The following is a 21547-nucleotide window of genomic DNA, read 5'->3' on the forward strand; positions in this document are numbered from 1 at the left end:
TTGCCTCACCACGCGGCAACCGCGGCGGCCCGGAGACCGAATGCTATACAGGTTGACGCTTTACCTCATCGCACTTTTCGCTCAGCTGAGCGCCGTCAGCGCCGACCCCGTCACCGCGATAGCGCTGCACGGCACGCCCAAGGAGGCGCCAGGCTTTACCCACTTCTCCTACGTCGATCCTCAAGCGCCGAAGGGCGGGCGGCTGACGCTCGGCGCCTATGGGTCGTTCGATAGCGTCAACCCGCTCATCATCAAAGGAACACCCGTCACCGGAGTTCGCGACTTCACCATCGAAAGCCTCATGGCCCGCGGCCTCGACGAGCCCTTCACCCTCTATGGCTTGATCGCCGAGACCATCGACGTCGCCTCGGATGGCTCGTCCGTCACGTTCCACCTCAATCCGAAAGCGCAATTCTCCGACGGTCACCCGATCACCGCGGACGACGTAATCTTCTCACTGGAGCTACTCCGCGATAAGGGCCGCCCCAACCACCGCACCTACTTCTCGAAGGTGGCAAAGTCCGAGCGCCTCTCCGATCACGATGTCCGCTTCACGCTCGATGCCGCCGGCGACCGCGAAATCCCACTCATTATCGGACTGATGCCCGTGCTCCCGAAGCACGCCACGAACCCTTATTCGTTCGAGGAGACGTCGCTGACGGCACCTGTAGGATCAGGCCCATACCGCATCGGCAAGATCGACGCTGGCCGCTCCCTCACCTATGTGCGCGACCCGAATTATTGGGGACGTGACCTGCCCGTGAACCGCGGACGCTTCAACTTCGATGAGATCCGCTTCGACTACTACCGCGAGGGCTCGGCCATGTTCGACGCCTTCAAAACGGGGCAGATCGATCTGTGGCCCGAGGAAGATCCCCGCCGCTGGGCCAACGGTTACGACTTCCCGGCGATCCGCGATGGCCGCGCCGTAAAGCGGGAATTCGACATCGGCATTCCAGCCGGCATGACGGCGCTCGTCTTCAATACACGCCGCCCCGTCTTCGCCGATCCCCGAGTGCGCGAGGCGCTTATCTACTTGTTCGACTTCGAATGGATCAACCGCACGCTCTTTGCCGGCCTCTATCGCCGCACCGAGAGTTACTTCGAGCGTTCGATCCTGGCCTCGCCCGGACATCCTGCCGATGCACGCGAGCGTCAGCTGCTTGCGCCATTCCCGGACGCTGTAAAGCCTGCGATCATGGAAGGAACGTACCGCTTCCCCACTACCGACGGCTCCGGCCGCAGCCGTGAGAACCAGGAGCACGCATTCAAGCTCTTGCAGGAAGCAGGCTACGAGCTGAAGCGCGGCAGACTTGTTCAGAAAGACACCGGGCGCCCGCTCGAATTTGAGATCCTCGCCGTCTCGACCGCACAATCCGCGCTGCTGCTCTCCTTCGGGCGCGACGTCGAACGCCTGGGCATCTCCGTCGATGTCCGCGTCGTCGACAGCTCGCAGTATCAGCAGCGCCTCACCAACTACGACTACGACATGATCCAGAACACGTGGTCGTCGTCACTCTCACCGGGCAACGAGCAACTGTTCCGCTGGTCGGCCCAGTCTACCAAGGTTCCGGGGACGTACAATTTTGCGGGCGTCGAAAGTGCGGCCGTCGATGCCATGATCGAAGCCATGCTCGCCGCCAAGAGTGAGCAGGATTTCGTATCCGCGGTCCGAGCGCTGGATCGCACGCTTCTGTCGGGCGACTACGTTATCCCGCTGTTCTACATCCCCAAGCAATGGGTTGCGTTCTGGACGCGGCTGCACCATCCAGAGAAGACACCGCTCTTCGGCTACAACGTCGACAGCTGGTGGGCGACGGATAAGAAATGACGACCACTCCCGACCTTCTGCCACCCCGTTTCAACATGGCCGCGTACGCCATCGGCCGCGCTGCCAGCAGACGCGCCACTGCGCCCGCGTTGATCGTCATCGACGATGTGAGCGCCGCACAGCCGGCCGAGCTGTGGACCTTCGCCGCTATCGAAGATGCCGTTCTTCGCATTGCAGGTGGACTGCGCCAGGCAGGCCTGCGCCCCGGCGCGCGCATACTCATTCGCCTCGACAACACCAGCGCCTACGCCTTGCTCTTCTTTGGTGCCATCGCAGGCGGTTTCGTGCCGCTTCCAACCTCGACGCAGCTCACAGATCCCGAGGTGCGCTTTCTGCTGCAGGACAGCGGCGCCGAAGCCATCGCGCTTGCCGATGACTTGCCGCTGCACGATCTCCCCGGTGGACTGCGCGTCTTCACCGCCGATGAAATCGCTCGCATGCTGCGGGAATCGCCGCGCGCCGACTACGCCGACACTGCCGCCGATGATCCAGCCTTCCTCATCTACACGTCCGGCACGACGGCCTCTCCCAAAGGCGTGCTGCACTCGCAACGCGCCGCCTTCGGCCGCCGCCCGATGTATCGCGGCTGGTACGGCATTGGAGCGGATGACCGCATGCTGCATGCGGGCGCCTTCAATTGGACCTTCACGCTCGGCACCGGCCTCACAGACCCTTGGGCCAATGGCGCGACCTCGATCATCTACACCGGCGAGAAGGATCCCGCGCTCTGGCCGCGCCTCATCGCCGAGACCGGCGCAACGCTGTTTGCCGGGGTACCCGGCGTCTACCGCCAGATGCTGAAATACGCCAACCCGTCGCCGTCCGATCTCGGCGCCCTGCGGCACGGCCTGATGGCCGGCGAAAGCCCGCCGTCACGCCTCTTCGACGAATGGGAGCAGCGCACCGGCCGCCCCCTCTATGAAGCGCTCGGCATGAGCGAAATTTCCACCTACGTTTCCAGTGGGCCCGAGACGCCACGGCGAGACGGCGCCGTTGGCCGCGCCCAGCCCGGACGACGTATCGCCATCCTGCCCATTGAAGGTGGAGACACCCCGCTGCGCCCCGGCGAGGAAGGCATGCTCGCCGTGCACCGCTCCGATCCCGGGCTGATGCTTGGCTATTGGAAGCGCCCCGAGGAGGAAGCCCAAGTCTATCGCGGCGAATGGTTCATCGGCGGAGACCTCGCAACGATCGATGCTGACGGCTACGTATTCCACCAAGGCCGCGCCAACGACCTGATGAAGGCTCTCGGATATCGCGTTTCGCCGCTCGAGGTCGAAGCCGTGCTGGCTCAGCACCCGGCCATCGCCGAAGTCGCCTGTGCCGAAGCCCGGGTCCGTGCAGATGTCAGCGTTATTGCCGCGTTCGTCGTGCTGCACCCCGGTGCGCCGCAGGACAGCGCACAAATAGAAAGCTTCGCCGCCGAACGGCTCGCCGGCTACAAGCGTCCGCGCGCCATCGTATTCGTCGACGCGCTGCCACGGACCGCCAACGGCAAGATCAAGCGCTCCGCGCTGCACCTGCCGCAGGTGTCGCCCGCAACCTGAACTACGGACGATAGTTGATGCCCACTCGGGCAACTTGCGCGGACAGATCGGCATCGACCCACATCGTTTGCCTGTAGTCTTCTGTGTTGCTCAAAGCCACAGGCATATTGGTCGAGCCGAAATCGACGTAGAGATATTCGCCCTTGATCGACCACCGGTCGTTCAGCAGCCATTCGCCGCCGCCGCCGATCGTCCAACCCGTCAGCACATTCGAAACACTCAATGATCCGGTACCGCCCGGAAAAGTGCTGTCGATAGCGTTGTCGCTGTAGCTGCTCGAAAACTTGAAATCCGTCAGCGCCACGCCGACCGTGCCATACAGCATCAACGATGGCGTAACGGTGAAACCCAACCGGCCGCGCAACGTAATCAGCCAGTCCGTCGACATGCTCTCATCGAGCGTGTAGGCGTTGCCGAGGAATGAAACTGGGAAGGTACCGCTCCGGCTCACCGACTTGCCGAGGTTGAAAGCGCCAAAATCGCCCTCACCGCCGAACACGATCCGCCCGACCTGCCAGTTGTAGCCGCCTTGAATGCCGGTGAAACCGCTGCTTGATAGATCGCCGCTGCCCGACTGCGCTACGGCGGGACCGTTCGCGCGCGAAGGCTCTCCCGAATCGCAAAAGACAGCAAAAGTGGAGAACGGGCATCCAGGGTTCGTCGCGTAGCTGGAGGATCCCCAGGCCGCGCCAGCATTGAGACCAATATACGGCCCCGAAAAAGCTGCCTCGCCTGCCGTGCGGACAACCGTTGGCTCGTACCCGTCTGCGCGAGCAGCACTAAGCGCAGCGCTGGCAACCAATGCGGTTGCCAAGACTTGAAAAGTAGCCTTCACCGCTGCTCCCCGACCGATATGAGCTTCAGTGCACTGCTCATACCGCGAGTCGGCGTAAATCGGATCGAGCTAAGCGGCCTGCTTTGCTTTGGCGGCAACCGCAGCCAGCTGACCAACGAAGCCACGCACGCCTTTGAGGCGGTCGCTGGGCAGATCCCACTCGGCGCGGAACACCAGCTTCTGGTCCGGCTGCACCTTGATCAAACCACGAGACGCGGTGACGAACTGCACCAACCCCTCCGGATTGGCGAACTGCCCGCGGTGGAACCCGACGACTGCACCGCGCGGACCCGCATCGACCTGCGCCACGCCCGCCTGACGGCACAGCGCCTTGATCTCCATCACGTCGAGAAGATGCTCGACCTCTTCAGGGAGAGGCCCGAACCGATCGATCAGCTCGGACGCGAAGTTGTCGATCTCCTCGCGCGTTTCCAGCGTCGACAGCCGGCGATAAAGCCCCAGTCGAAGCTGCAGATCCGCGACGTACGTCTCCGGAATGAGCACGGATGTGCCGAGCGAGATGGTCGGGCTCCATTGATCGTCGGCAACTTCCAGATCGCCACCCTTCATCGAAGCGACGGCTTCCTCCAGCATCGACTGATAGAGCTCGAACCCGACCTCGCGGATGTGTCCTGACTGTTCCTCGCCCAGCAGGTTGCCCGCACCGCGGATATCGAGATCGTGCGAAGCGAGCGAGAACCCGGCCCCCAGCGTATCGAGCGATTGCAGCACCTTCAGTCGCTTATCCGCCGCTTCCGTCAGCGCCTTGCCCACGGGCGTCGTGAAGTAAGCGTAAGCACGCGCCTTCGAGCGGCCGACACGGCCGCGCAACTGATAGAGCTGCGCCAGGCCGAAGATGTCCGCGCGGTGCACGATCAGCGTGTTCGCATTCGGAAGGTCGAGACCGGATTCAACGATCGCCGTCGACAACAGGATATCGTACTTGCCGTCGTAGAACGCCGTCATCACGTCTTCCAGTTCGCCCGGCGTAAGCTGTCCCGTGGCGCGTGCAAACGTCAGCTCCGGCACGGCCTCGCGCAGGAAATCGGCGATCTCGTCGAGATCGGAGATGCGCGGAGCAACATAAAAGCTCTGCCCGCCGCGATACCGCTCACGACGCAGCGCGTCGCGAATGATCACCGGATCGAACGGCGAGATATACGTGCGCACCGCCAGACGATCGACCGGCGGCGTCGTGATCAGCGACAGCTCCCTGACGCCAGTAAGGGCCAGCTGCAGCGTGCGCGGGATCGGCGTGGCCGACAGCGTCAGCACGTGCACGTCCTCACGCAGCTTCTTCAGCCTCTCCTTATGCCCGACGCCGAAGTGCTGTTCCTCGTCGATGATCAGCATGCCGAGCCGCTTGAACTCGATCGACTTGCCGAGTAGCGCGTGCGTGCCGACGACGATGTCGATGGTGCCGTTCTTCAGCCCCTCCTTCACGTCGGCGAGTTCCTTGGTGCCGACCAAGCGCGAGGCCTGCGCGACGCGAATGGGCAACCCCTTGAAACGATCGGTGAAGGTCTTGAAGTGCTGCCGCGACAGCAGCGTGGTCGGCACCACCACGGCAACCTGCATACCGTTCATCGCACCGACGAACGCTGCGCGCAGCGCCACCTCCGTCTTGCCGAAGCCAACGTCGCCGCACACGAGCCGATCCATCGGACGTCCGGTCGCAAGGTCGCTGAGCACCGCCTCGATACTCGTCTCCTGGTCCTCCGTCTCCTCGTACGGGAACCGCGCGACGAACTCGTCGTAGGCGCCTTCCGGCGGCGAAACGGCGGGCGCTTCCTTCAACTGACGCAGCGCCGCGATCTTGATCAGCTCCGAAGCGATCTCGCGCAGCCGCTTCTTCAGCTTGGCCTTGCGCGACTGCCAGGCGACGCCGCCCAGCTTGTCGAGTTGTGCGTCGGATTCATCCGCACCGTAGCGCGACAAAAGCTCAATGTTCTCGACCGGCAAGAACAGCTTGTCGCCGCCCGCGTAGTGCAGTTCAAGACAGTCGTGCGGCGCGTTCAGCACCGTGATCGTCTTCAGTCCCGCAAACCGCCCGATGCCATGATCGGCATGGACCACGAGATCGCCGACCGAAAGGCTCGTCGCTTCCGTCAGAACATCCACCGCCGAGCGCTGCTTGCGCCGCGGCCGCACCAGCCGGTCGCCGAGTATGTCCTGCTCGCCGACAATCGCCAGCTCCGGCGTCTCGAAGCCTTGTTCCATGCCCAGCACGCCGACACCCGTCATGTGCCCCGGCAGCGCCAGCGCTTCGGCGTAGGATTCTACGCGCTGCACGTCCTTCAATCCGTGATCCGACAGCAGCGTTACCAGCCGCTCGCGCGCACCAGGCGTCCATGACGTCACGATCACGCGCCGCTGCTCACCCTGAATGCGCCGGATGTGCCCGACCACCGCATCGAACACGTTGACGTCGCCCTGCTGGCGTTCCGCCGCGAACGTACGCCCGCCGCGGCCGCGCCACGAGCGCACCTGCGGCCCCTCCGCCTCTTCGAACGGCGTCAGCCGATAGGACCGCCGCGAAGCGATCAATGCGGCAAAGCCATGCCTGTCGAGAAACATCCGCTCAGGCGGCACAGGCTTGTATGGCGGACCTCCGAACCGCTGCTCTTCCAGCGCTTCGAGGCGCGCCGCGTAGTGCTCGTCGATCTGCTCGAACCGGCTTGTCGCCGATTCATCGAAGCGATGATCGAAGCTGATCGATACGTCCGGCAGATAGTCGAGCAACGTCTCCATGTGCTCATGGAACAGCGGCAGCCAATGCTCCTGACCTGGATAGCGATGCCCCGAGCTGACCGCCTCATACAGCGGATCATCGCCCGTCGCACCGCCGAACAGCTCGACGTAGCGCGTGCGGAACAGCTTTTCGGCCTCTTCACCGAACGCCACTTCGCTCACCGGCATCAGCGCCAGCTTCTGCACACCCTTGGTCGTGCGCTGCGTCGTGACGTCGAACGCCTTGATGCTCTCCAGCGTGTCGCCGAAGAAATCGAGCCGCACCGGGCTGGAACGTCCCGGCGGAAAAAGATCGAGGATGCCGCCGCGTACGGCATACTCGCCCGCTTCCATCACCGTGCTGGCACGCGTGTAGCCCATGCGCGCAAGCCGCTGCGTCAGCCGCGCCATGTCGACCCGCTGACCTGCGGCCATCGCCTTCGTTGTCTGCTTGATAAACGCGCGCGGCGGCACGCGCTGCAGAACGGCGTTGACCGTCGTCAGCACTATGGTCGGATGCTTGCGCGAGGCGAGCGCCAGCTTTGCGAGCGTCGCCATGCGCTTGGCGACGATGTCCGCCATCGGCCCGACGCGATCGTAAGGCACCGTGTCCCACGCCGGGAACGTGATCACCTTCACCTGCGGCGCGAAAAATGACAGCCCCTGCTCCAGCGCCTCGATGCGCCGATCGTCGCGCGCGATGTGCAGCACCGTCCCCGGTGCCTTCTCTGCTGCCGCCTCGCCGACGAGCTGCGCCAGCACCAGCGCATCGAGGCCTTCCGGAACGCCGGCAATCGTCAGCGCCGGCACGTTCTTCTTTTCTGCCGTCATTGCCGATCCACGACTTTATCGCCAGCTGCAGGCAGCAACCCGAAGTGATCCCGCAGCGCCTCGACGAGCGGCGCGAACTCCGCCCCCTCCTCTGACGCCGCCCCTTGGGAGAACCACGTCGTCAGCATCGGATCGGGCAGCGCAAGGAACCGCTCGAACACCTCCAACTCGGCCTCGGGCATCTCGGCAACGCGCGCCTCGGCGTAGCGCCCGAGGATGATGTCCATCTCCTTGGTGCCGCGATGCGACGCGCGATAGATGGCGCGGCGGCGCCGAATCTGGAGATCGTCTTGCATGCGTATCCGTCTCTAGGATGGGCGGCCGCTTGTTGAATAGGCCACCGTCTCTTGGATAACCCTGCGCCAAGGCTTGACGGCGCGCGGCCTCGCCGCCACCCTCCGGCTGGATAGGGACGTTGATATAACGCCCGTTTCCGATTGCGCAAAGGGCTGAACGGATTGGCATCCTTCGGCCGCTATCCGCCCCTTATGCTGCTTTGCCGAGGCCCTGACTACCATGCGGCCCAACGAGCTGACGCCGCTCTTCGCTTCCCTGCAGTCGCTGTCCGGGATCGGGCCGCGACTGATCGTGCTGATGCGCAAGTGCGTCAACCTGCCCGCCGGCATCACCGAGCCGCGCGTGCTCGACCTGCTCTGGCACATGCCGACCGGCGTCATCGATCGCCGCGCCGAACCAACCATCGTCGACGCAGTGCCCGGCGCCATCGCCACCCTTAAGGTGCGCATCCTCAAACACTTCGCCCCGCCGCGCGGCAACAACCGCGCCCCCTACAAAGTGCGCGTCGAGGACGACACCGGCAGGCTCGACCTCGTCTTCTTCCACGCCGAGCGCACCTTCATCGAACGCCAGCTTCCCGTCGGAGAGGAGCGCTACGTCTCCGGCCGCGTCGAGCGCTACGGCGAGAAACTGCAGATGTCGCATCCCGATTACATTGTACCGCCGGAAGCGCGCGACACCCTGCCGATGCTCGAGCCGGTCTATCCGCTCACCGCCGGCCTCTCTGGCAAGATCGTGCAGAAGGCAACGCGCCAGGCATTGGAGCGCCTGCACGAGGTGCCCGAATGGCAGGAGTCGGCCTGGTTGCAGGCCCGCGCATGGCCGACTTTCAGCGAGGCATTGCAGCGCCTGCACAAACCCACCGACGCTATGGATGTTTCGACCGGCTCGGCCCCATGGCAGCGCCTCGCCTATGACGAGCTTCTCGCCGGTCAGCTCGCGCTCGCCCTGGTGCGCCAGAATTATAAGACGCGCCCCGGCCGCATCGTCAGAGGCGACGGCAGCGTGCGCGCCCGGCTTGCTGACGCGCTCCCCTTCTCACTCACCAACGCGCAACGCGAAGCCATGCGCGAGATCGAAGCCGACATGGGCGCGCCGCGCCGCATGCTGCGCCTGCTTCAAGGCGACGTCGGCTCCGGCAAGACGGTCGTCGCCCTTCTCGCCATGGCCATCGCGGTGGAGTCTGGCGCGCAGGCCGCGCTCATGGCACCGACCGAAGTCCTCGCGCGCCAGCACGCGGAGACCATCGCGCCTCTGGCAGAAAAAGCGGGTCTCACCATCGGTCTTCTGACCGGCCGCGAAAAGGGCCGCCCGCGCAAGGAGCTGCTTGCCCGCCTCGCCGCCGGTGACGTCGACATCATCATCGGCACGCACGCGCTGTTCCAGCCGGACGTGGTCTTCCGCGATCTCGCCTTCGCCGTCATCGACGAGCAGCACCGCTTCGGCGTGCATCAGCGCCTGTCGCTGCAGTCCAAAGGCGGCAGCGCCGGCACCGGCGTTCTGGTCATGACCGCAACCCCGATCCCGCGCACCCTCGTCATGACGCACTATGGCGATCTCGACGTCTCGCGCCTCAATGAGAAACCCCCCGGCCGCAAACCGATCGTCACCAAGAAGCTCCCCACCGACTCGATGGAAAAGCTCATCGATCGCCTGCGCACACAGCTCGCCGAGGGGGCGCAGGTCTACTGGGTCTGTCCGCTGATCGAAAGCTCGGACGTGTCCGACCTTGCCGCAGCGGAGGAACGCCATGCTCACCTGACGCAGCTATTCGGCAAGGAGAACGTCGGCCTTCTTCACGGAGCGATGCAGGACAAGGCCAAGGACGCCACCATGGAGGCGTTCGCATCAGGTCAGCTGAAAATCCTCGTCGCCACCACGGTCATCGAGGTCGGGGTGAACGTGCCCAACGCCAACATCATGGTGATCGAGCACGCCGAGCGCTTCGGCCTCGCCCAGCTTCACCAGTTGCGCGGACGCGTCGGCCGCGGCACGCGCGAGAGCTTCTGCATGCTGCTGCACAAGGCCCCGCTTGGAGAGACCGCGCGCCAGCGCCTCGAAATGATGGAAGAGACCGAGGACGGCTTCCTCATCGCCGAGAAGGATCTGCAGTTGCGCGGCGGCGGCGAGGTTCTTGGAGCACGCCAGAGCGGAACACCCGGCTTCCGCGTCGCGGAAGTTCCCGGCTTCGAGCAACTCTTGGAAGCGGCACGCGATGACGCCCGCCTCGTGCTCTCCTCCGACCCGATGTTGTCGAGCCCGCGCGGCAACGCCTTGCGCACTCTGCTGTACATCTTCGAGTGCGACGAAGCCGTTCGCCTCTTCCGCGCTGCCTAGCACCTCATTCTGTCATCCCGGGCGATGCAGGCTTTCGAGCGGGACGCGTTGCTTAGCCGGATGACACTAAGCGACTGGAGCGGGCTTGTTCTTGTTTTTCTTCCCGCGCCGCGACTGCTCGGCAAGTTCGCGCAGCTTCGCCTGGCTCTCTGGTGTCACCATGCCCGCCGAGATGATCACCTTCGCCGCGTCTTCGATCGTCATGTCGAGGAACACCACGTCCTTGCGCGGCAGGAAGCACACGAAGCCCGTCGGCGGCACGATCCCCGTCGGCATGAACACCGTCAGCAGATCGCCATCGCCGCCCGGCATCACGCGCCCGATCTCACCCGTCGTCTCTCCAGTGACGAATACGATCGACCAAAGCCCCTTGCTGGGAAACTCGATGAGGCCGACCTTCTGGAATGTCTGCCCGGGCCCCGTAGCGCTCACCACGGATTCGAAAATCTGCTTCAGCGCGCTGTAGACGTTGCGCACGATCGGCATACCGCCCAGCATCTGCTCGCCGAACGAAATCAGCGTGCGCCCGAGGAGGTTCGCAGCCAGCGCGCCGATCAGCGTCAGCGCAACGAGGCCGACCGCCAGACCAAACCCCGGAATCGGAAACGGCAGATAGGTGTCCGGCAGATACGCCGCCGGAACGAACGGCTTGATCCATGCGTCGGTGACATTGATGAACCACCACGCAAAATAAAGCGTGATCGTCACTGGGCCGACGATGACAAGACCTGTCAGGAAGTAGTTGCGCAGCCGCGCGCCGAAGTGCCATCCGCTGGAGGAATCGTCCCGTACCAGCTTGCGCAAGCCCGCGCGCAACTCGGCCGAGGTCTCCTGCGGTCCCTTGGGTGGATCGGCAGAACTCATCGATATTCCCACACGCCCCACGCCACACCATCCGTCCCAATCCGTTGGGAGCGGTATTGCCGGCTGAGGCTCCGGGACTTTCCCATGGATTTGCCGCCAGCGTAAGGGGCACAGCCTAAGCGATCAGCGCCTAATGCTTCGGCAATGGCGGGCTATATAGCGCTCTAACAACGCTATTCCGTGACGACTAGGCAATCGAAGCCGTCGGAACGCAGCGAGTTGCACAGCCGACCGGACTCCTGGCTATTGGAAAACGGCCCGAGCCTGACCCGGTAGAACGTGCCCATGCTGCCGACCACCGATTCGTCGATGGCGGGCTTGCGACCACCAAGCTCGCTGCCATGCCGCCCGACCAGCAGACCGGCGAGAGATTCGGCCTCCGAACGCGACCGCACCGAGGCCACCTGCAGCGTAATCCCGCCTGATCCCCCAACCGACGACTGACGGGAAGCCCCTGATGGCTCTTCGACCGCCGCCACTTGAGTGACAAACGCGGAGCCCACCGAAGGCCCAGCACTTGCCGCCGCGCCGCTCGGAATGACTTCCGTCGACGCGCCCCAGCCGCTGCTAGCCGGCGTGCTGGCAATCGATGCCGTGCTCGCAGGAGCAGGCTCGGCACTTTCGCTGGACGAGCCACCGCCGAAGAGATTCGAGAAGAAACCGCCGATGCCGCCGCCCGAACCCGACGACGAGGACGGTGCGGCGGGTGCCGCCGCCTGGCTCGACGCGGCGACCTGGGCGCCACCGTTGCTCTGCCCGGGCATTGCCGGCGCTTCGGCATAGGCCGATTTCGGCAGGGGCGGGACTTCGCTCACTCCGGACTCTTGATAGGCGAGCGCGCGGTTCTTCATCGCATCCGCGCGCTCCGCCTCGGACAGGCCGCCCTTGAGCCACAGCGCGCTGGTGAGGTCAGAAACGGCAAAGCCGGGCTTGCCCAGCTTGCGGAACGTGAGGCCGCGGTAATAGAGAACCCTCGGCATCTGGTGGCTCGGCATGCCGGTGCGGATGGCAGCTTCGAAAGCGCGCATCGCCTCCTCATACTTGCCAACGCCGTAAGCCTTGATGCCACCATCAAAAATCTGCTGAACGAGCTGCGCAGACTTGGTCTTGTCGGCACCCTCGCCGTCACCCGCGGGAGCAGCAAATACGGCCGCGGGCAGCGCAACCGCCAACAGCCCCGCGACGAGAGCCAGAGTGCGCAACTTTTCCCCCATATCCGAACCTTGATGCTTGCTCGATCCGCCCCGTCTCAACGGCGACCCTAAGCCAAGCTCAAATTCGAGGCAAATCCAGGGCCGTAAGGCCGGCAGCCTTTTCCCCTATTCGACCGTGACCGATTTTGCGAGGTTGCGTGGCTGATCGACATCGGTCCCCATGAGAACAGCCGTGTGATAGGCCAGAAGTTGCACCGGCACCGCATAAATCAGCGGGTTGGTGAACTCAGACGCCTTCGGCATAGCGATGTGCGCCGCGATCTTGCAGCCAACCTCTTCAGGATCAGCATCAGAAATGAGGATGATCTGTCCTCCGCGCGTCGCGACTTCCTGCATGTTCGAGACCGTCTTCTCGAACAGATCGTCCTTCGGCGCCACCACGATCACCGGAACGTTCTCGTCGATCAGCGCGATCGGGCCATGCTTCAGCTCACCCGCGGCATAACCCTCGGCGTGAATGTAGGAAATCTCTTTCAGCTTCAGCGCGCCTTCCAGCGCCAGCGGATAGCTCGTCCCGCGGCCGAGATAGAGCACGTCGCGCGCCTTTGACAGCATCTGCGCGATGGCGACGTACTGCTCCTCGTTGCGCAGGATGTTCGAGATGTGCCGCGGCACCTCGATCAGCGCCTGTACCAACTGGCGCTCCTTCTCGCGGTCGATCGTCCCGCGCGCTCTCGCCAAACCCAGCGCCAGGCACGCCAGTACCGACAGCTGGCAGGTGAACGCCTTCGTCGAGGCAACGCCGATCTCGGGGCCGGCCAGCGTCGGCAGCACGATGTCCGACTCGCGCGCAATTGATGACGTGCGTACGTTGACCACCGCCGCGATGCGCTGGCTCTCCGCCTTCGCGTGCCGCAGCACCGCCAGCGTGTCCGCCGTCTCACCCGACTGCGACACGAACAGCGCCAGGCCATCCTTCGTCATCGGCGGTTCGCGATAGCGCATCTCCGATGCGACATCGATCTCGACCGGCAGGCGCGCGTAGCGCTCGATCCAGTACTTGCCGACGAGGCCCGCGTAATACGCCGTGCCGCAAGCAGAGACAGTAGCACGCGGCAGCACTGCCGGATCGACACCCAGCTCGGGAATGCGAACCGTGCCTTCGGCCATGTCGATGTAGTTCGCCAGCGTGTGGCTGATGACCTCTGGCTGCTCGTGAATCTCTTTCGCCATGAAGTGGCGATGATTGCCCTTGTCGACCAGCAACGACGAAGCAACCGACTTGATCAGCGGACGATCGACGCGCTGTCCCGCGCGGTCATAGATCTCGACGCCCGAGTGCCGCAGCACCGCCCAATCACCCTCCTCGAGATAGGTGATGGCGTCTGTAAACGGCGCGAGCGCGATGGCGTCCGACCCGAGATACATCTCGCCCGTGCCGTGACCGATGGCGAGCGGCGAGCCCTGCCGCGCCGCAATCATCAGGTCGTCGTGACCGGCAAAGATGATGGCGAGCGCAAACGCACCCTGCAGTCGCCCCAGCGCCTGACGCACTGCCTCTTCAGGGCTCGCACCCTTGGCCAGCTCGTCGGTGACGACATGGACGATCACCTCGGTGTCGGTGTCGCTCTCGAATTGATATCCCTTGGCCGCGAGCTCTTCCTTCAGCTCGCGATAGTTCTCGATGATGCCGTTGTGCACCACAGAGACCTTGGCATTCATGTGCGGATGAGCATTGCGCTCCGTCGGCCGCCCGTGCGTAGCCCAGCGCGTGTGCCCGATACCCGTATGCCCTTGCAGCGGCTCCTGTAGCAGCCGGCCTTCCAGGTTGCGCAGCTTACCCTCGGCACGGCGGCGCTCCAGGTGGCCGTTCTCGACCGTCGCAATGCCCGCCGAGTCATAGCCCCGGTACTCGAGCCGGCGCAGGGCGTCGACGAGGTCCGTAGCAACCGCTTTGTTTCCGATAATTCCGACGATGCCGCACATGCGATCCGAATCCTTCAGCTTGCGCGCACCAATAGTGCTAGCGTTTGATTAATATGCCCCTCAAATCACAGAGTGTTTCTGCGATTTTCGGTCACTCCAGCCGCCCGGGCGCTGCACTATCCTTAATCAAGTCTTTGCCTTCCGCTTCGCCATCATCGCCCGGAACTTGGCCGCCCACCCGGGCCGCTCGTCCTGCGGCGAGCGCTCTAGCGCAAGGGCATCTGCTGCCACGTCCTTCGTGATGACGCTGCCTGAGCCGATATAGGCGCCGGCCCCAACTTTCAAAGGGGCGACCAGCGACGTATTCGACCCGACGAACGCCCCTTCGCCGATCTCGGTGCGGTGTTTGAAGAAGCCATCGTAGTTGCAGAAGATAGTCCCGGCCCCGATGTTCGCCCCCGCACCGATGCTGCCGTCTCCCAGGTACGACAGGTGGTTCGCCTTCGCGCCCTTCCCAAGTTGCGCGTTCTTCAACTCCACGAAGTTGCCGACGTGCGCATCAGGCCCGATATCGGCCCCCGGGCGCAGACGCGAGAACGGTCCCACGCGTGCACCCTTGCCGATGTGCGCGCGTTCAAAATGGCAATTGGCGAGAATCTCCGCATCGTCGTCGACGCTGACACCCGGACCGAAAAACACGTTCGGCTGGATCACCACGTCTCGACCCAGTTTGGTGTCATACGACAGCCAGACCGTTTCGGGCGCAATCATCGTCACACCCTCGCGCATGGCCGCAAGCCGCGCGCGCTTCTGGAAGATCCCTTCGGCCACTGCGAGCTGGTCGCGCGAGTTGACGCCCAGCACATCCTCTTCTGCGCATGTGACCACAGCGGCTTTCGCCCCGAACGCGCGCGCGATCTCGACGGCATCGGTGAGATAGTATTCGCCCTTGGCGTTGTTGTTGCCGATACGGGTGAGCACACCCAGCACATCGTCGAGCCGGAATGCCATCACGCCCGAATTGCACAGGCGCACAGCCCGCTCAGCTTCGCTCGCATCCTTCTCTTCGCGGATCGCTGTCAGCCAGCCATCGCCATCGGTCAGGAGGCGGCCGTAACCGGCCGGATCCTTCGCCTCGAAACCCAGCACCGCTATGCCGGCGCCGGCATCGAGGCGTGCGCGCAATGCGCGAAGCGTCTCAGGCGGCAGCAGCGGCGTGTCGGCATAAAGAACGAGCACGTCACCCTTATGCGCCGCCAGCGCCTCGCGCGCCGCCAGCACGGCATCGGCAGTTCCCTGCTGCTTCTCCTGCACGAACACCCGGGCGGCAGGCTCTTGCGCCACGGCCTCCGCCCGCACCTTGTCCATTCCCGGCCCGACCACCACCGACAAGGCATCGGCCTCTAAGGACTGCGCGGCGGCTATGACGTGACCCAGCATCGACCGCCCGCCGATCTTGTGCAGCACCTTCGGCAGCGCCGATTTCATGCGCGTGCCCTGACCGGCCGCGAGGACGACAACGAGCAAGGGGCGAGGGCTCATCGAATTCTCGACTTTGTTGATGATGGGAATGGATCGGCTCAGCTACGCAACAAGGCGCCACTCGCACGGGAAGGCATCACCAGCCTTGTATACCAGCGGCAGGCTCCGCCCAACAAGACGGCGCAAATGTGTCCATCGGTGTTGCTGTCCCCGGTGCATGAGCTGTGGCCAAGCTGGCACAGACCCGCTCCTAGACGGTTTAATTTCAATAGCTTGTGCCGGGCATCGATTCCGTCCACAGGCAGCACCGCCTGCTGCTAACCCCCTGCGTTGCTCCCCGCCCGCGACTCACCGACTCTCCGGTCGTCATTCCCGGCGAGGCCGCGTCAGAATCGCATCGGTTCAACGCCAGGCCGGCCCCAGTTCAGGCCCTGTGCCGCGTTCAAAACAGTGGAAGCTGAAAGAATGTCTGTGGACTCCATCGGCCCGGCGCGGCGCCGCACATTCACCCCCTACGTTCTGCTGTACCTGCTCGCAGCAACGCTGGCGGGTGCCTATCTTGTCTTCCTGGGCGTCCGCCCGGACCTCATCGCTATGTGGAAGTCCAAACCGGACCAAACTCAGACGGCACTGGTCGAAACCCAGCGAACCGTCGAGCGCGCGCTCGCCGACATCGATCCGCTGAAGCAGGGTGTTGGCGAAGTCAAAGCCGATCTCGCCAGCTTCAAGGCGGGCCTCGATGAAGCCGCCGAGCGCGACCGCATCCTCATGGAAAAGCTGGAGACGCTCGAACGTCTGGCCGCTGAAAAGGCTGCCGCCGCAGCAAAGCCTGCCAAGACGGCTACCGCGCCTGCCAAGAAGCCCGCCGCCGCCACCACCATCGAGACCGGCAGCATTGAAACGAAAAAGCCCGCAGCAGCCGCGAAGCCACCGGAGGTCGGAGTGCTTCTCGCCACCGGCCCCTCGCTCGACGCCCTGCGCCTGAGCTGGTCGATCCTCAACGACCGCGCTTCCGACACGGTTCGCTCACTGCACCCGCGCTATGTCGTATCCGGCAAGGACAACGAGCGCACCTACGGTCTCGTCGCTGGTCCGCTTCCGACCATCGCCGACGCCAAGGCCGTCTGCAAAGTCATGAGCGACCGCGGTATGGCGTGCGAAGTCAGCCAGTTCCGGGGCAACTCCTTCTGATCCCGTCCCGCACCGCGGCTAAACACAACATGACGCTCCGGATCTGAAAGGTCCGGAGCGTCATTCGTTTTTAAAGGGGTGCAGAACCGGTCTCGCCCGCGTCGCGCGCGCTTAAGGCTGAGCGATTGCAAACGTATCGCAAGCCGCAATATCGCCCGTCTGTGCGCCACGCAGAAACCATCGCGTCCGCTGCTCCGTCGTCCCGTGCAGGCCCACCTCGCGGATGGCATCAGCCGGACGGCCGGCCAGCAGCTGGTCGTCACCAATATCGAACAGCACCGCCAGCAGGTCCGCGCGGAATTGATCCGATCCCGCCCATGCCGGACTGTCGTGCACCCAAACGCCGGCGTAGCAGTCAGCCTGCAGCTCGAACCGGCGCACGTACTCGGTCGCCTGTTCCGGATCCGCCCTGATCGCGCGGCTCAATGCGAAAAACCGCCCATCCAGATTCTGAATGTGATGGCCGATTTCATGGCCGATCAGGAACGTGATCCCGGCCTCGCCCTGCTTTCCAAACTTGCTCATCAGGCCTTGCGCGGCAGCGGTGCCAACGAAGATTGTATGATTGCCGCTGCAGTAGGCCGGACCGTCTCCGGTATAGAGGCCGTAGCAGTTATTCGGGGCCAGCCGGGAAACGAAGCGCACGTTCACCGACGCGACCTCCGGCCCGCGCCCCTCCAAAAGACGGCTCCAAGTCGCGACGGAATCGACGAGCGCGCGGGTCACAACCGCCCGCAGCTTGAGTTCAGGGAGCGGCGCGCCGGTGTCAGGCGCATTGTCGGTGATGGTGACTTCCATCGAGCCCGGCGGCGGTCCCTCAGCAGAGCGAGCGGCAATGCTCAACCCGCTGACCCCAGCCAGCACGGCCGCAAACGGTGCGATTATCCGCTTCGGTTGCTTCATGGAGCGAGCCCTTTTAAGCAGCGTAACTCCAATATATGCCCAACGGTTGCCGATCCCCCTATTCAGCCGGACAACTTTCTTCGACCGAACATCAAAGATCGTTCGTATTGAAGGTATCGCAACGAGCGATATCGCCCCCTTCGAGACCTTTCTTGAACCACCGCACCCGCTGCTCCGAGCTGCCGTGCGTGAAAGCATCGGGCACAACCTGCCCCTGAGTACGGCGCTGAATCATATCGTCGCCGATCTGGCTCGCCGCGTTGAGCCCCTCTTCGACATCACCCGGCTGCAACCGGTTCTTCACTTGGTCGTTGAGGTTCGCCCAGACGCCCGCAAGGCAATCCGCCTGCAACTCCATGCGCACCTGCAGCGCGTTTGAATCACGCTCGCCCGACTGCGTCTTCAGCTCCTGCACCTTGTCCGCGATGCCGAGCAGCTTTTGTACGTGATGGCCCACCTCGTGGGCGATTACGTATGCCTGAGCAAAATCACCAGGCGCGTCGAACTTCCGCTTCATCATGTCGTAGAAGGACAGGTCGATGTAGATCTTGCGATCCAGCGGACAGTAGAACGGGCCCATCTGCGATACGCCCGTGCCACAAGCGGTGCGCGTCGCGCCGCTGAACAGCACCATCTGCGGCTCGCTATAGCGACGCCCGAAGCTGTTGAAGACCTTGCCCCACACGTCTTCCGTGTCGGCCAGCACCTGCGACACGAACCGCTTCATGTCATCAGGAGTGCTGACCTGAGTGCCACCCGGCAGGCCGGGAATGTCAGGCCCGCGGCTTGCCTGCCGGCCAGGCGACTTCGGCACCTCAGTCTGCGGCATCTGCGGAACATCCGGGAACTGCCCTTCTCTCAGCAGATCCAGCGGATTGATCCCAAGGAACAGCAAGATCACACCGATGATCACCAGCGTCCCGAGGCTGATCCCGCCTCCGCCACCAATCGGAATCTGGATGCGCGTGCCATTCCCGCCACCCGGAAAACCGCCCGGAAAGCGAAACGAAGGCCCGCGCTGCCCGCGCCGGTCCTCGACGTTGTTGCTTTCGCGGTCCTCATCACCATAGCGCATGGCGCATCTCCGGGTGTCTCAACGGTTCTTGCGTAACTTACGGGCAGCCGCCGTCAGACCGCTCGCGATACGCATTGTGCCCGGTCCGCACGACGAGTGACAAGTGGCGGTCGTGGAACGGGACTGGAATACGCCAGAGCCTAGCCTTCAGCTCTCTCGGGCTGGGGTGGGGGCAGCGCGGCCTGCGTGGCTGCATCGCCAGCGAGCGCACGCATCTTCGGCTTGAGCTTCAACATGGCTCGCACCGCGCGCGAAGCCGCCACCAAGCCGGAATTGGCGTAATCCTCATGGTTGCTCTCGATCTCCTTGGGATCGTAGCGATAATTCACCATCAGGCCCCAGGCTTCGCGCAGGCCCTTCTCGGACGGATCGCCCAGGAAGTTGATGCGCTCGAGCCGCGCCCCGTTGCCGAGGTGGAACCGCGCCACCGGATCGACCGGCCGTCCATCGAAGCCCTTGGCCGCAAGAAAATAATGCGCCGCCAGCGCCATCATCGAGGTCTCGATCGCCGTCTGCTCGGCTTCATCCGTCCCGTTCGGCCAGTCCGACCGCTGGATTGCTTCCAGCAGCCCCTGCGCCTCATCTGCGATCGGGTGGTTCTCCTGCTTGGCCGCCTTCTCGAGCCAGGCTGCGAACTGCGGCACCGGAGAGAGCGTCACGAAATTCTTCAGGCTTGGCGTTTCCCGCATCAGTTCCTCGACCACCTGCTTCAGCAGGAAGTTGCCGAACGAGATGCCCTTGAGCCCCTCCTGGCAATTCGAGATCGAATAGAACACCGCCGTCGTCGGCGGCTTGCCTGGCCCTTCCGCGTGCGGCTCCTCTAGCACGACACCGATCGCATCGGGGATGTCGCGCAGCAGGGCCACCTCGACGAACACCAGGGGCTCATCGATCAGTGAAGGATGGAAGAACGCGAAGCAGCGCCGGTCAGTCGGATCGAGACGGCGCCGCAGGTCGTCCCAGCCCTGGATCTCGTGCACCGCCTCATAGTGGATGATCTTTTCCAAGATCGCCGCCGGCGTGTTCCAGTCGATCCGCCTCAGAACCAGAAAGCCCCGGTTGAACCAGACATAGAACAGGCGCCTCAAGTCCGCGTCGACTGGGACCAGCGATGGTTCATCGCGCAGCAGCCGCAGAAGGTCGCGCCGCATGCCGACGATCTCGGGCGTCGCGCCGGGCGTCAGATGCAACCGCCGAAAGAACTCCATGCGTGGGCTTTCCAACGCCTTCTGCAGCTTGGCCATACTCGCGTCGGAACACGATTCCAGGTGCTCGCGCGCAGCTTCCGCCACCAACGCCGGATCCGGCTGCATGTCGCGCGCAAGAAACCGGAAGAATGCCAATCGCTGCTCAGCATCGAGCTGGGCGTAGCGGTCCAGCACCGCGCGCGCGATGGCAACGCCTGATGCTTCGCCGCGCCCCGATAGCAGCGCTGTCGACAACTCCTCGATGTTTTCGCTGCCCGCGTTCCCAAACAGCGCCTTCGGCAGCAGCGATCGGCCTTGCTCGGCAACCGAGCTCAGCAGCTCTTGGAGAAACGAAACGTTCAAGAGTCTGGTCCTTCTGCCTCGGACTGAAAAGCTGACGATAGCCCGATATTACAACCAACGAGACTGCAACACGTGCGCACACACCTAACGCACGGATCGCGCTTTCCGCTCACATGTCATCGGAAAGACTTACAGCCTCATAGGTGAGCACGCGCCGCGATTTTACCCAGGGGTCCGTGATGATGCGGAAATCGGCATAGTGCGGCAGCTCGCGGTGAGCCAGATACGCCGCTTCGTCGGCATAGATCTGGTACAGCAGGAACGCTGCGCCCTCTATCGGGTCCGCCGAGATGTCATACCGGTGGCAGCTCTCCTCGCTCTCGCGGCAGATCCTTGCATGCCGGAGCAAGGCGTCGCGCAGCTCCTCCTTGCGTCCGGGCTCGGCCTCCAGGAAGACGACGACCACCAGCATTTGCATTCCCCTATGACGCTCGTTAACCCTTCGTAAACCTCTTGCGCTGACATTTCATTAACCATCGCATGGGGCTGCTTATGGACAGTTTTTCTGGCTGCGACCGCATGACATCGAGCCTCTCGGAGGCCCGAAACGATACCGGCCGTACGGCCTTCTGCGGTCCGTACGTCTTATCCGCCATCACCGGCTATCCGATCTCCAAGATCGAGGACGCCATCCGCTTTGAGCGCAACGCGCCACGCAAAAGCGTCGTCAAAGGCACCGCTGCCGATGAAGTCGGCGCCGCGCTCGCCCAGTTCGGCTACGACATGACGCTCAAGGAGACGTTCATGGCCAAGCCGCGCAAGGAGCGGCCGACGCTGTGGACGTGGATGCAGAAGCCGCGCAACGTCTGGACCCACTACATCCTCGCCGTGCACAAAGGCAAGGAAGGCCACTGGATCCTCGTGAAGGGGGTCAAGATGTGTGACACCTACACAGAAGGCCGCTGGACCTTCGTGTGTGACGGCCCCCATCGCGGCGCGCGCATCATGGAAGTCTTCGAGGTGCGAAAGTCCCTCGGCGCCTGACACACCCGCC

16 protein-coding genes are annotated in these 21547 nt (G+C 63.8%); 5 read left to right on the top strand and 11 right to left on the bottom strand.

All coding sequences use genetic code 11. The features are described from left to right. Positions 1 to 40 precede the first annotated feature (40 nt). Both NDB2M4_RS19090 and NDB2M4_RS19095 read left to right on the top strand, forming a co-directional pair. Positions 41 to 1831, top strand: coding sequence for an extracellular solute-binding protein (locus tag NDB2M4_RS19090; protein WP_072377907.1), 1791 nt, complete (start codon positions 41 to 43; stop codon positions 1829 to 1831). Then, positions 1828 to 3378: a class I adenylate-forming enzyme family protein gene (locus NDB2M4_RS19095; protein WP_072377909.1), complete on the top strand. Its 1551-nt coding sequence runs from the start codon at positions 1828 to 1830 to the stop codon at positions 3376 to 3378. Before NDB2M4_RS19090 ends, NDB2M4_RS19095 begins: the two co-directional genes overlap by 4 nt. Position 3379: 1 nt before the next feature. On the opposite strand, the gene NDB2M4_RS19100 is transcribed toward NDB2M4_RS19095, so the two are convergent. The 3 genes from NDB2M4_RS19100 to NDB2M4_RS19110 all read right to left on the bottom strand — a co-directional run bounded on the left by NDB2M4_RS19100 (position 3380) and on the right by NDB2M4_RS19110 (position 8070). Beyond that, positions 3380 to 4180, bottom strand: a complete 801-nt coding sequence (locus NDB2M4_RS19100) for an outer membrane protein (RefSeq protein WP_072377911.1) — start codon at positions 4178 to 4180, stop codon at positions 3380 to 3382. A 102-nt stretch (positions 4181 to 4282) separates the two neighbouring features. Continuing rightward, a complete protein-coding gene (gene mfd, locus NDB2M4_RS19105) occupies positions 4283 to 7774 on the bottom strand; it encodes a transcription-repair coupling factor (RefSeq protein ID WP_072377913.1) in 3492 nt (1163 codons plus the stop codon). After that, positions 7771 to 8070, bottom strand: a complete 300-nt coding sequence (locus NDB2M4_RS19110) for an FAD assembly factor SdhE (protein WP_072377915.1) — start codon at positions 8068 to 8070, stop codon at positions 7771 to 7773. Before NDB2M4_RS19110 ends, mfd begins: the two co-directional genes overlap by 4 nt. 220 nt (positions 8071 to 8290) lie before the next feature. On the opposite strand from NDB2M4_RS19110, the gene recG reads away from it, so the two are divergent. Next, positions 8291 to 10408: an ATP-dependent DNA helicase RecG gene (gene recG / locus NDB2M4_RS19115; RefSeq protein ID WP_072377917.1), complete on the top strand. Its 2118-nt coding sequence runs from the start codon at positions 8291 to 8293 to the stop codon at positions 10406 to 10408. Between the two features lie 66 nt (positions 10409 to 10474). On the opposite strand, the gene NDB2M4_RS19120 is transcribed toward recG, so the two are convergent. From NDB2M4_RS19120 to glmU, 4 genes are all read right to left on the bottom strand, one after another. Next, the gene (locus NDB2M4_RS19120; RefSeq protein WP_083556605.1) at positions 10475 to 11272 is read right to left on the bottom strand and encodes a DUF502 domain-containing protein; all 798 of its coding nucleotides are present in this window, start codon (positions 11270 to 11272) and stop codon (positions 10475 to 10477) included. Positions 11273 to 11445: 173 nt separating this feature from the next. After that, positions 11446 to 12486: an SPOR domain-containing protein gene (locus NDB2M4_RS19125; protein WP_072377919.1), complete on the bottom strand. Its 1041-nt coding sequence runs from the start codon at positions 12484 to 12486 to the stop codon at positions 11446 to 11448. 105 nt (positions 12487 to 12591) lie between these two features. Next, positions 12592 to 14412: a glutamine--fructose-6-phosphate transaminase (isomerizing) gene (glmS, locus tag NDB2M4_RS19130; RefSeq protein ID WP_072377921.1), complete on the bottom strand. Its 1821-nt coding sequence runs from the start codon at positions 14410 to 14412 to the stop codon at positions 12592 to 12594. Positions 14413 to 14538: 126 nt separating this feature from the next. Next, positions 14539 to 15894 (bottom strand): bifunctional UDP-N-acetylglucosamine diphosphorylase/glucosamine-1-phosphate N-acetyltransferase GlmU, encoded by a 1356-nt coding sequence (glmU, locus tag NDB2M4_RS19135; RefSeq protein ID WP_072377923.1) that lies wholly within the window; start codon positions 15892 to 15894, stop codon positions 14539 to 14541. A 405-nt stretch (positions 15895 to 16299) separates the two neighbouring features. Between glmU and NDB2M4_RS19140 the strand changes: the two genes are divergently transcribed. Further along, positions 16300 to 17025, top strand: coding sequence for a hypothetical protein (locus NDB2M4_RS19140; protein ID WP_072377925.1), 726 nt, complete (start codon positions 16300 to 16302; stop codon positions 17023 to 17025). Between the two features lie 111 nt (positions 17026 to 17136). On the opposite strand, the gene NDB2M4_RS19145 is transcribed toward NDB2M4_RS19140, so the two are convergent. From NDB2M4_RS19145 to NDB2M4_RS19160, 4 genes are all read right to left on the bottom strand, one after another. Then, on the bottom strand, positions 17137 to 17928 hold the full coding sequence (locus NDB2M4_RS19145) for a neutral zinc metallopeptidase (RefSeq protein ID WP_072377927.1): 792 nt from the start codon (positions 17926 to 17928) through the stop codon (positions 17137 to 17139). A 91-nt stretch (positions 17929 to 18019) separates the two neighbouring features. After that, positions 18020 to 19003, bottom strand: a complete 984-nt coding sequence (locus NDB2M4_RS19150) for a KPN_02809 family neutral zinc metallopeptidase (RefSeq protein WP_072377929.1) — start codon at positions 19001 to 19003, stop codon at positions 18020 to 18022. A 140-nt stretch (positions 19004 to 19143) separates the two neighbouring features. Then, complete coding sequence (locus NDB2M4_RS19155) at positions 19144 to 20553, bottom strand: malonyl-CoA decarboxylase domain-containing protein (protein WP_072377931.1); 1410 nt, start codon at positions 20551 to 20553, stop codon at positions 19144 to 19146. 109 nt (positions 20554 to 20662) lie between these two features. Beyond that, a complete protein-coding gene (locus NDB2M4_RS19160) occupies positions 20663 to 20965 on the bottom strand; it encodes a putative quinol monooxygenase (protein WP_072377934.1) in 303 nt (100 codons plus the stop codon). 80 nt (positions 20966 to 21045) lie between these two features. Here NDB2M4_RS19160 and NDB2M4_RS19165 point away from each other — a divergent pair, with 80 nt between their 5' ends. Continuing rightward, positions 21046 to 21537 carry a hypothetical protein gene (locus NDB2M4_RS19165; RefSeq protein ID WP_072377936.1) on the top strand — a complete coding sequence of 164 codons (492 nt, stop codon included), beginning with the start codon at positions 21046 to 21048 and terminating at the stop codon, positions 21535 to 21537. Positions 21538 to 21547: the final 10 nt, after the last annotated feature.

It is taken from the genome of Hyphomicrobium sp. NDB2Meth4 (assembly GCF_900117445.1).
Lineage (GTDB): Bacteria > Pseudomonadota > Alphaproteobacteria > Rhizobiales > Hyphomicrobiaceae > Hyphomicrobium_A.

Coding starts and splice junctions, on each gene's coding strand:
- NDB2M4_RS19090 (WP_072377907.1), top strand. CDS start 41: ATGCTATACAGGTTGACGCTTTACCTCATCGCACTTTTCGCTCAGCTG.
- NDB2M4_RS19095 (WP_072377909.1), top strand. CDS start 1,828: ATGACGACCACTCCCGACCTTCTGCCACCCCGTTTCAACATGGCCGCG.
- mfd (WP_072377913.1), bottom strand. CDS start 7,774: ATGACGGCAGAAAAGAAGAACGTGCCGGCGCTGACGATTGCCGGCGTT.
- NDB2M4_RS19110 (WP_072377915.1), bottom strand. CDS start 8,070: ATGCAAGACGATCTCCAGATTCGGCGCCGCCGCGCCATCTATCGCGCG.
- recG (WP_072377917.1), top strand. CDS start 8,291: ATGCGGCCCAACGAGCTGACGCCGCTCTTCGCTTCCCTGCAGTCGCTG.
- NDB2M4_RS19120 (WP_083556605.1), bottom strand. CDS start 11,272: ATGAGTTCTGCCGATCCACCCAAGGGACCGCAGGAGACCTCGGCCGAG.
- NDB2M4_RS19125 (WP_072377919.1), bottom strand. CDS start 12,486: ATGGGGGAAAAGTTGCGCACTCTGGCTCTCGTCGCGGGGCTGTTGGCG.
- glmS (WP_072377921.1), bottom strand. CDS start 14,412: ATGTGCGGCATCGTCGGAATTATCGGAAACAAAGCGGTTGCTACGGAC.
- glmU (WP_072377923.1), bottom strand. CDS start 15,894: ATGAGCCCTCGCCCCTTGCTCGTTGTCGTCCTCGCGGCCGGTCAGGGC.
- NDB2M4_RS19140 (WP_072377925.1), top strand. CDS start 16,300: ATGTCTGTGGACTCCATCGGCCCGGCGCGGCGCCGCACATTCACCCCC.
- NDB2M4_RS19145 (WP_072377927.1), bottom strand. CDS start 17,928: ATGAAGCAACCGAAGCGGATAATCGCACCGTTTGCGGCCGTGCTGGCT.
- NDB2M4_RS19150 (WP_072377929.1), bottom strand. CDS start 19,003: ATGCGCTATGGTGATGAGGACCGCGAAAGCAACAACGTCGAGGACCGG.
- NDB2M4_RS19160 (WP_072377934.1), bottom strand. CDS start 20,965: ATGCTGGTGGTCGTCGTCTTCCTGGAGGCCGAGCCCGGACGCAAGGAG.
- NDB2M4_RS19165 (WP_072377936.1), top strand. CDS start 21,046: ATGGACAGTTTTTCTGGCTGCGACCGCATGACATCGAGCCTCTCGGAG.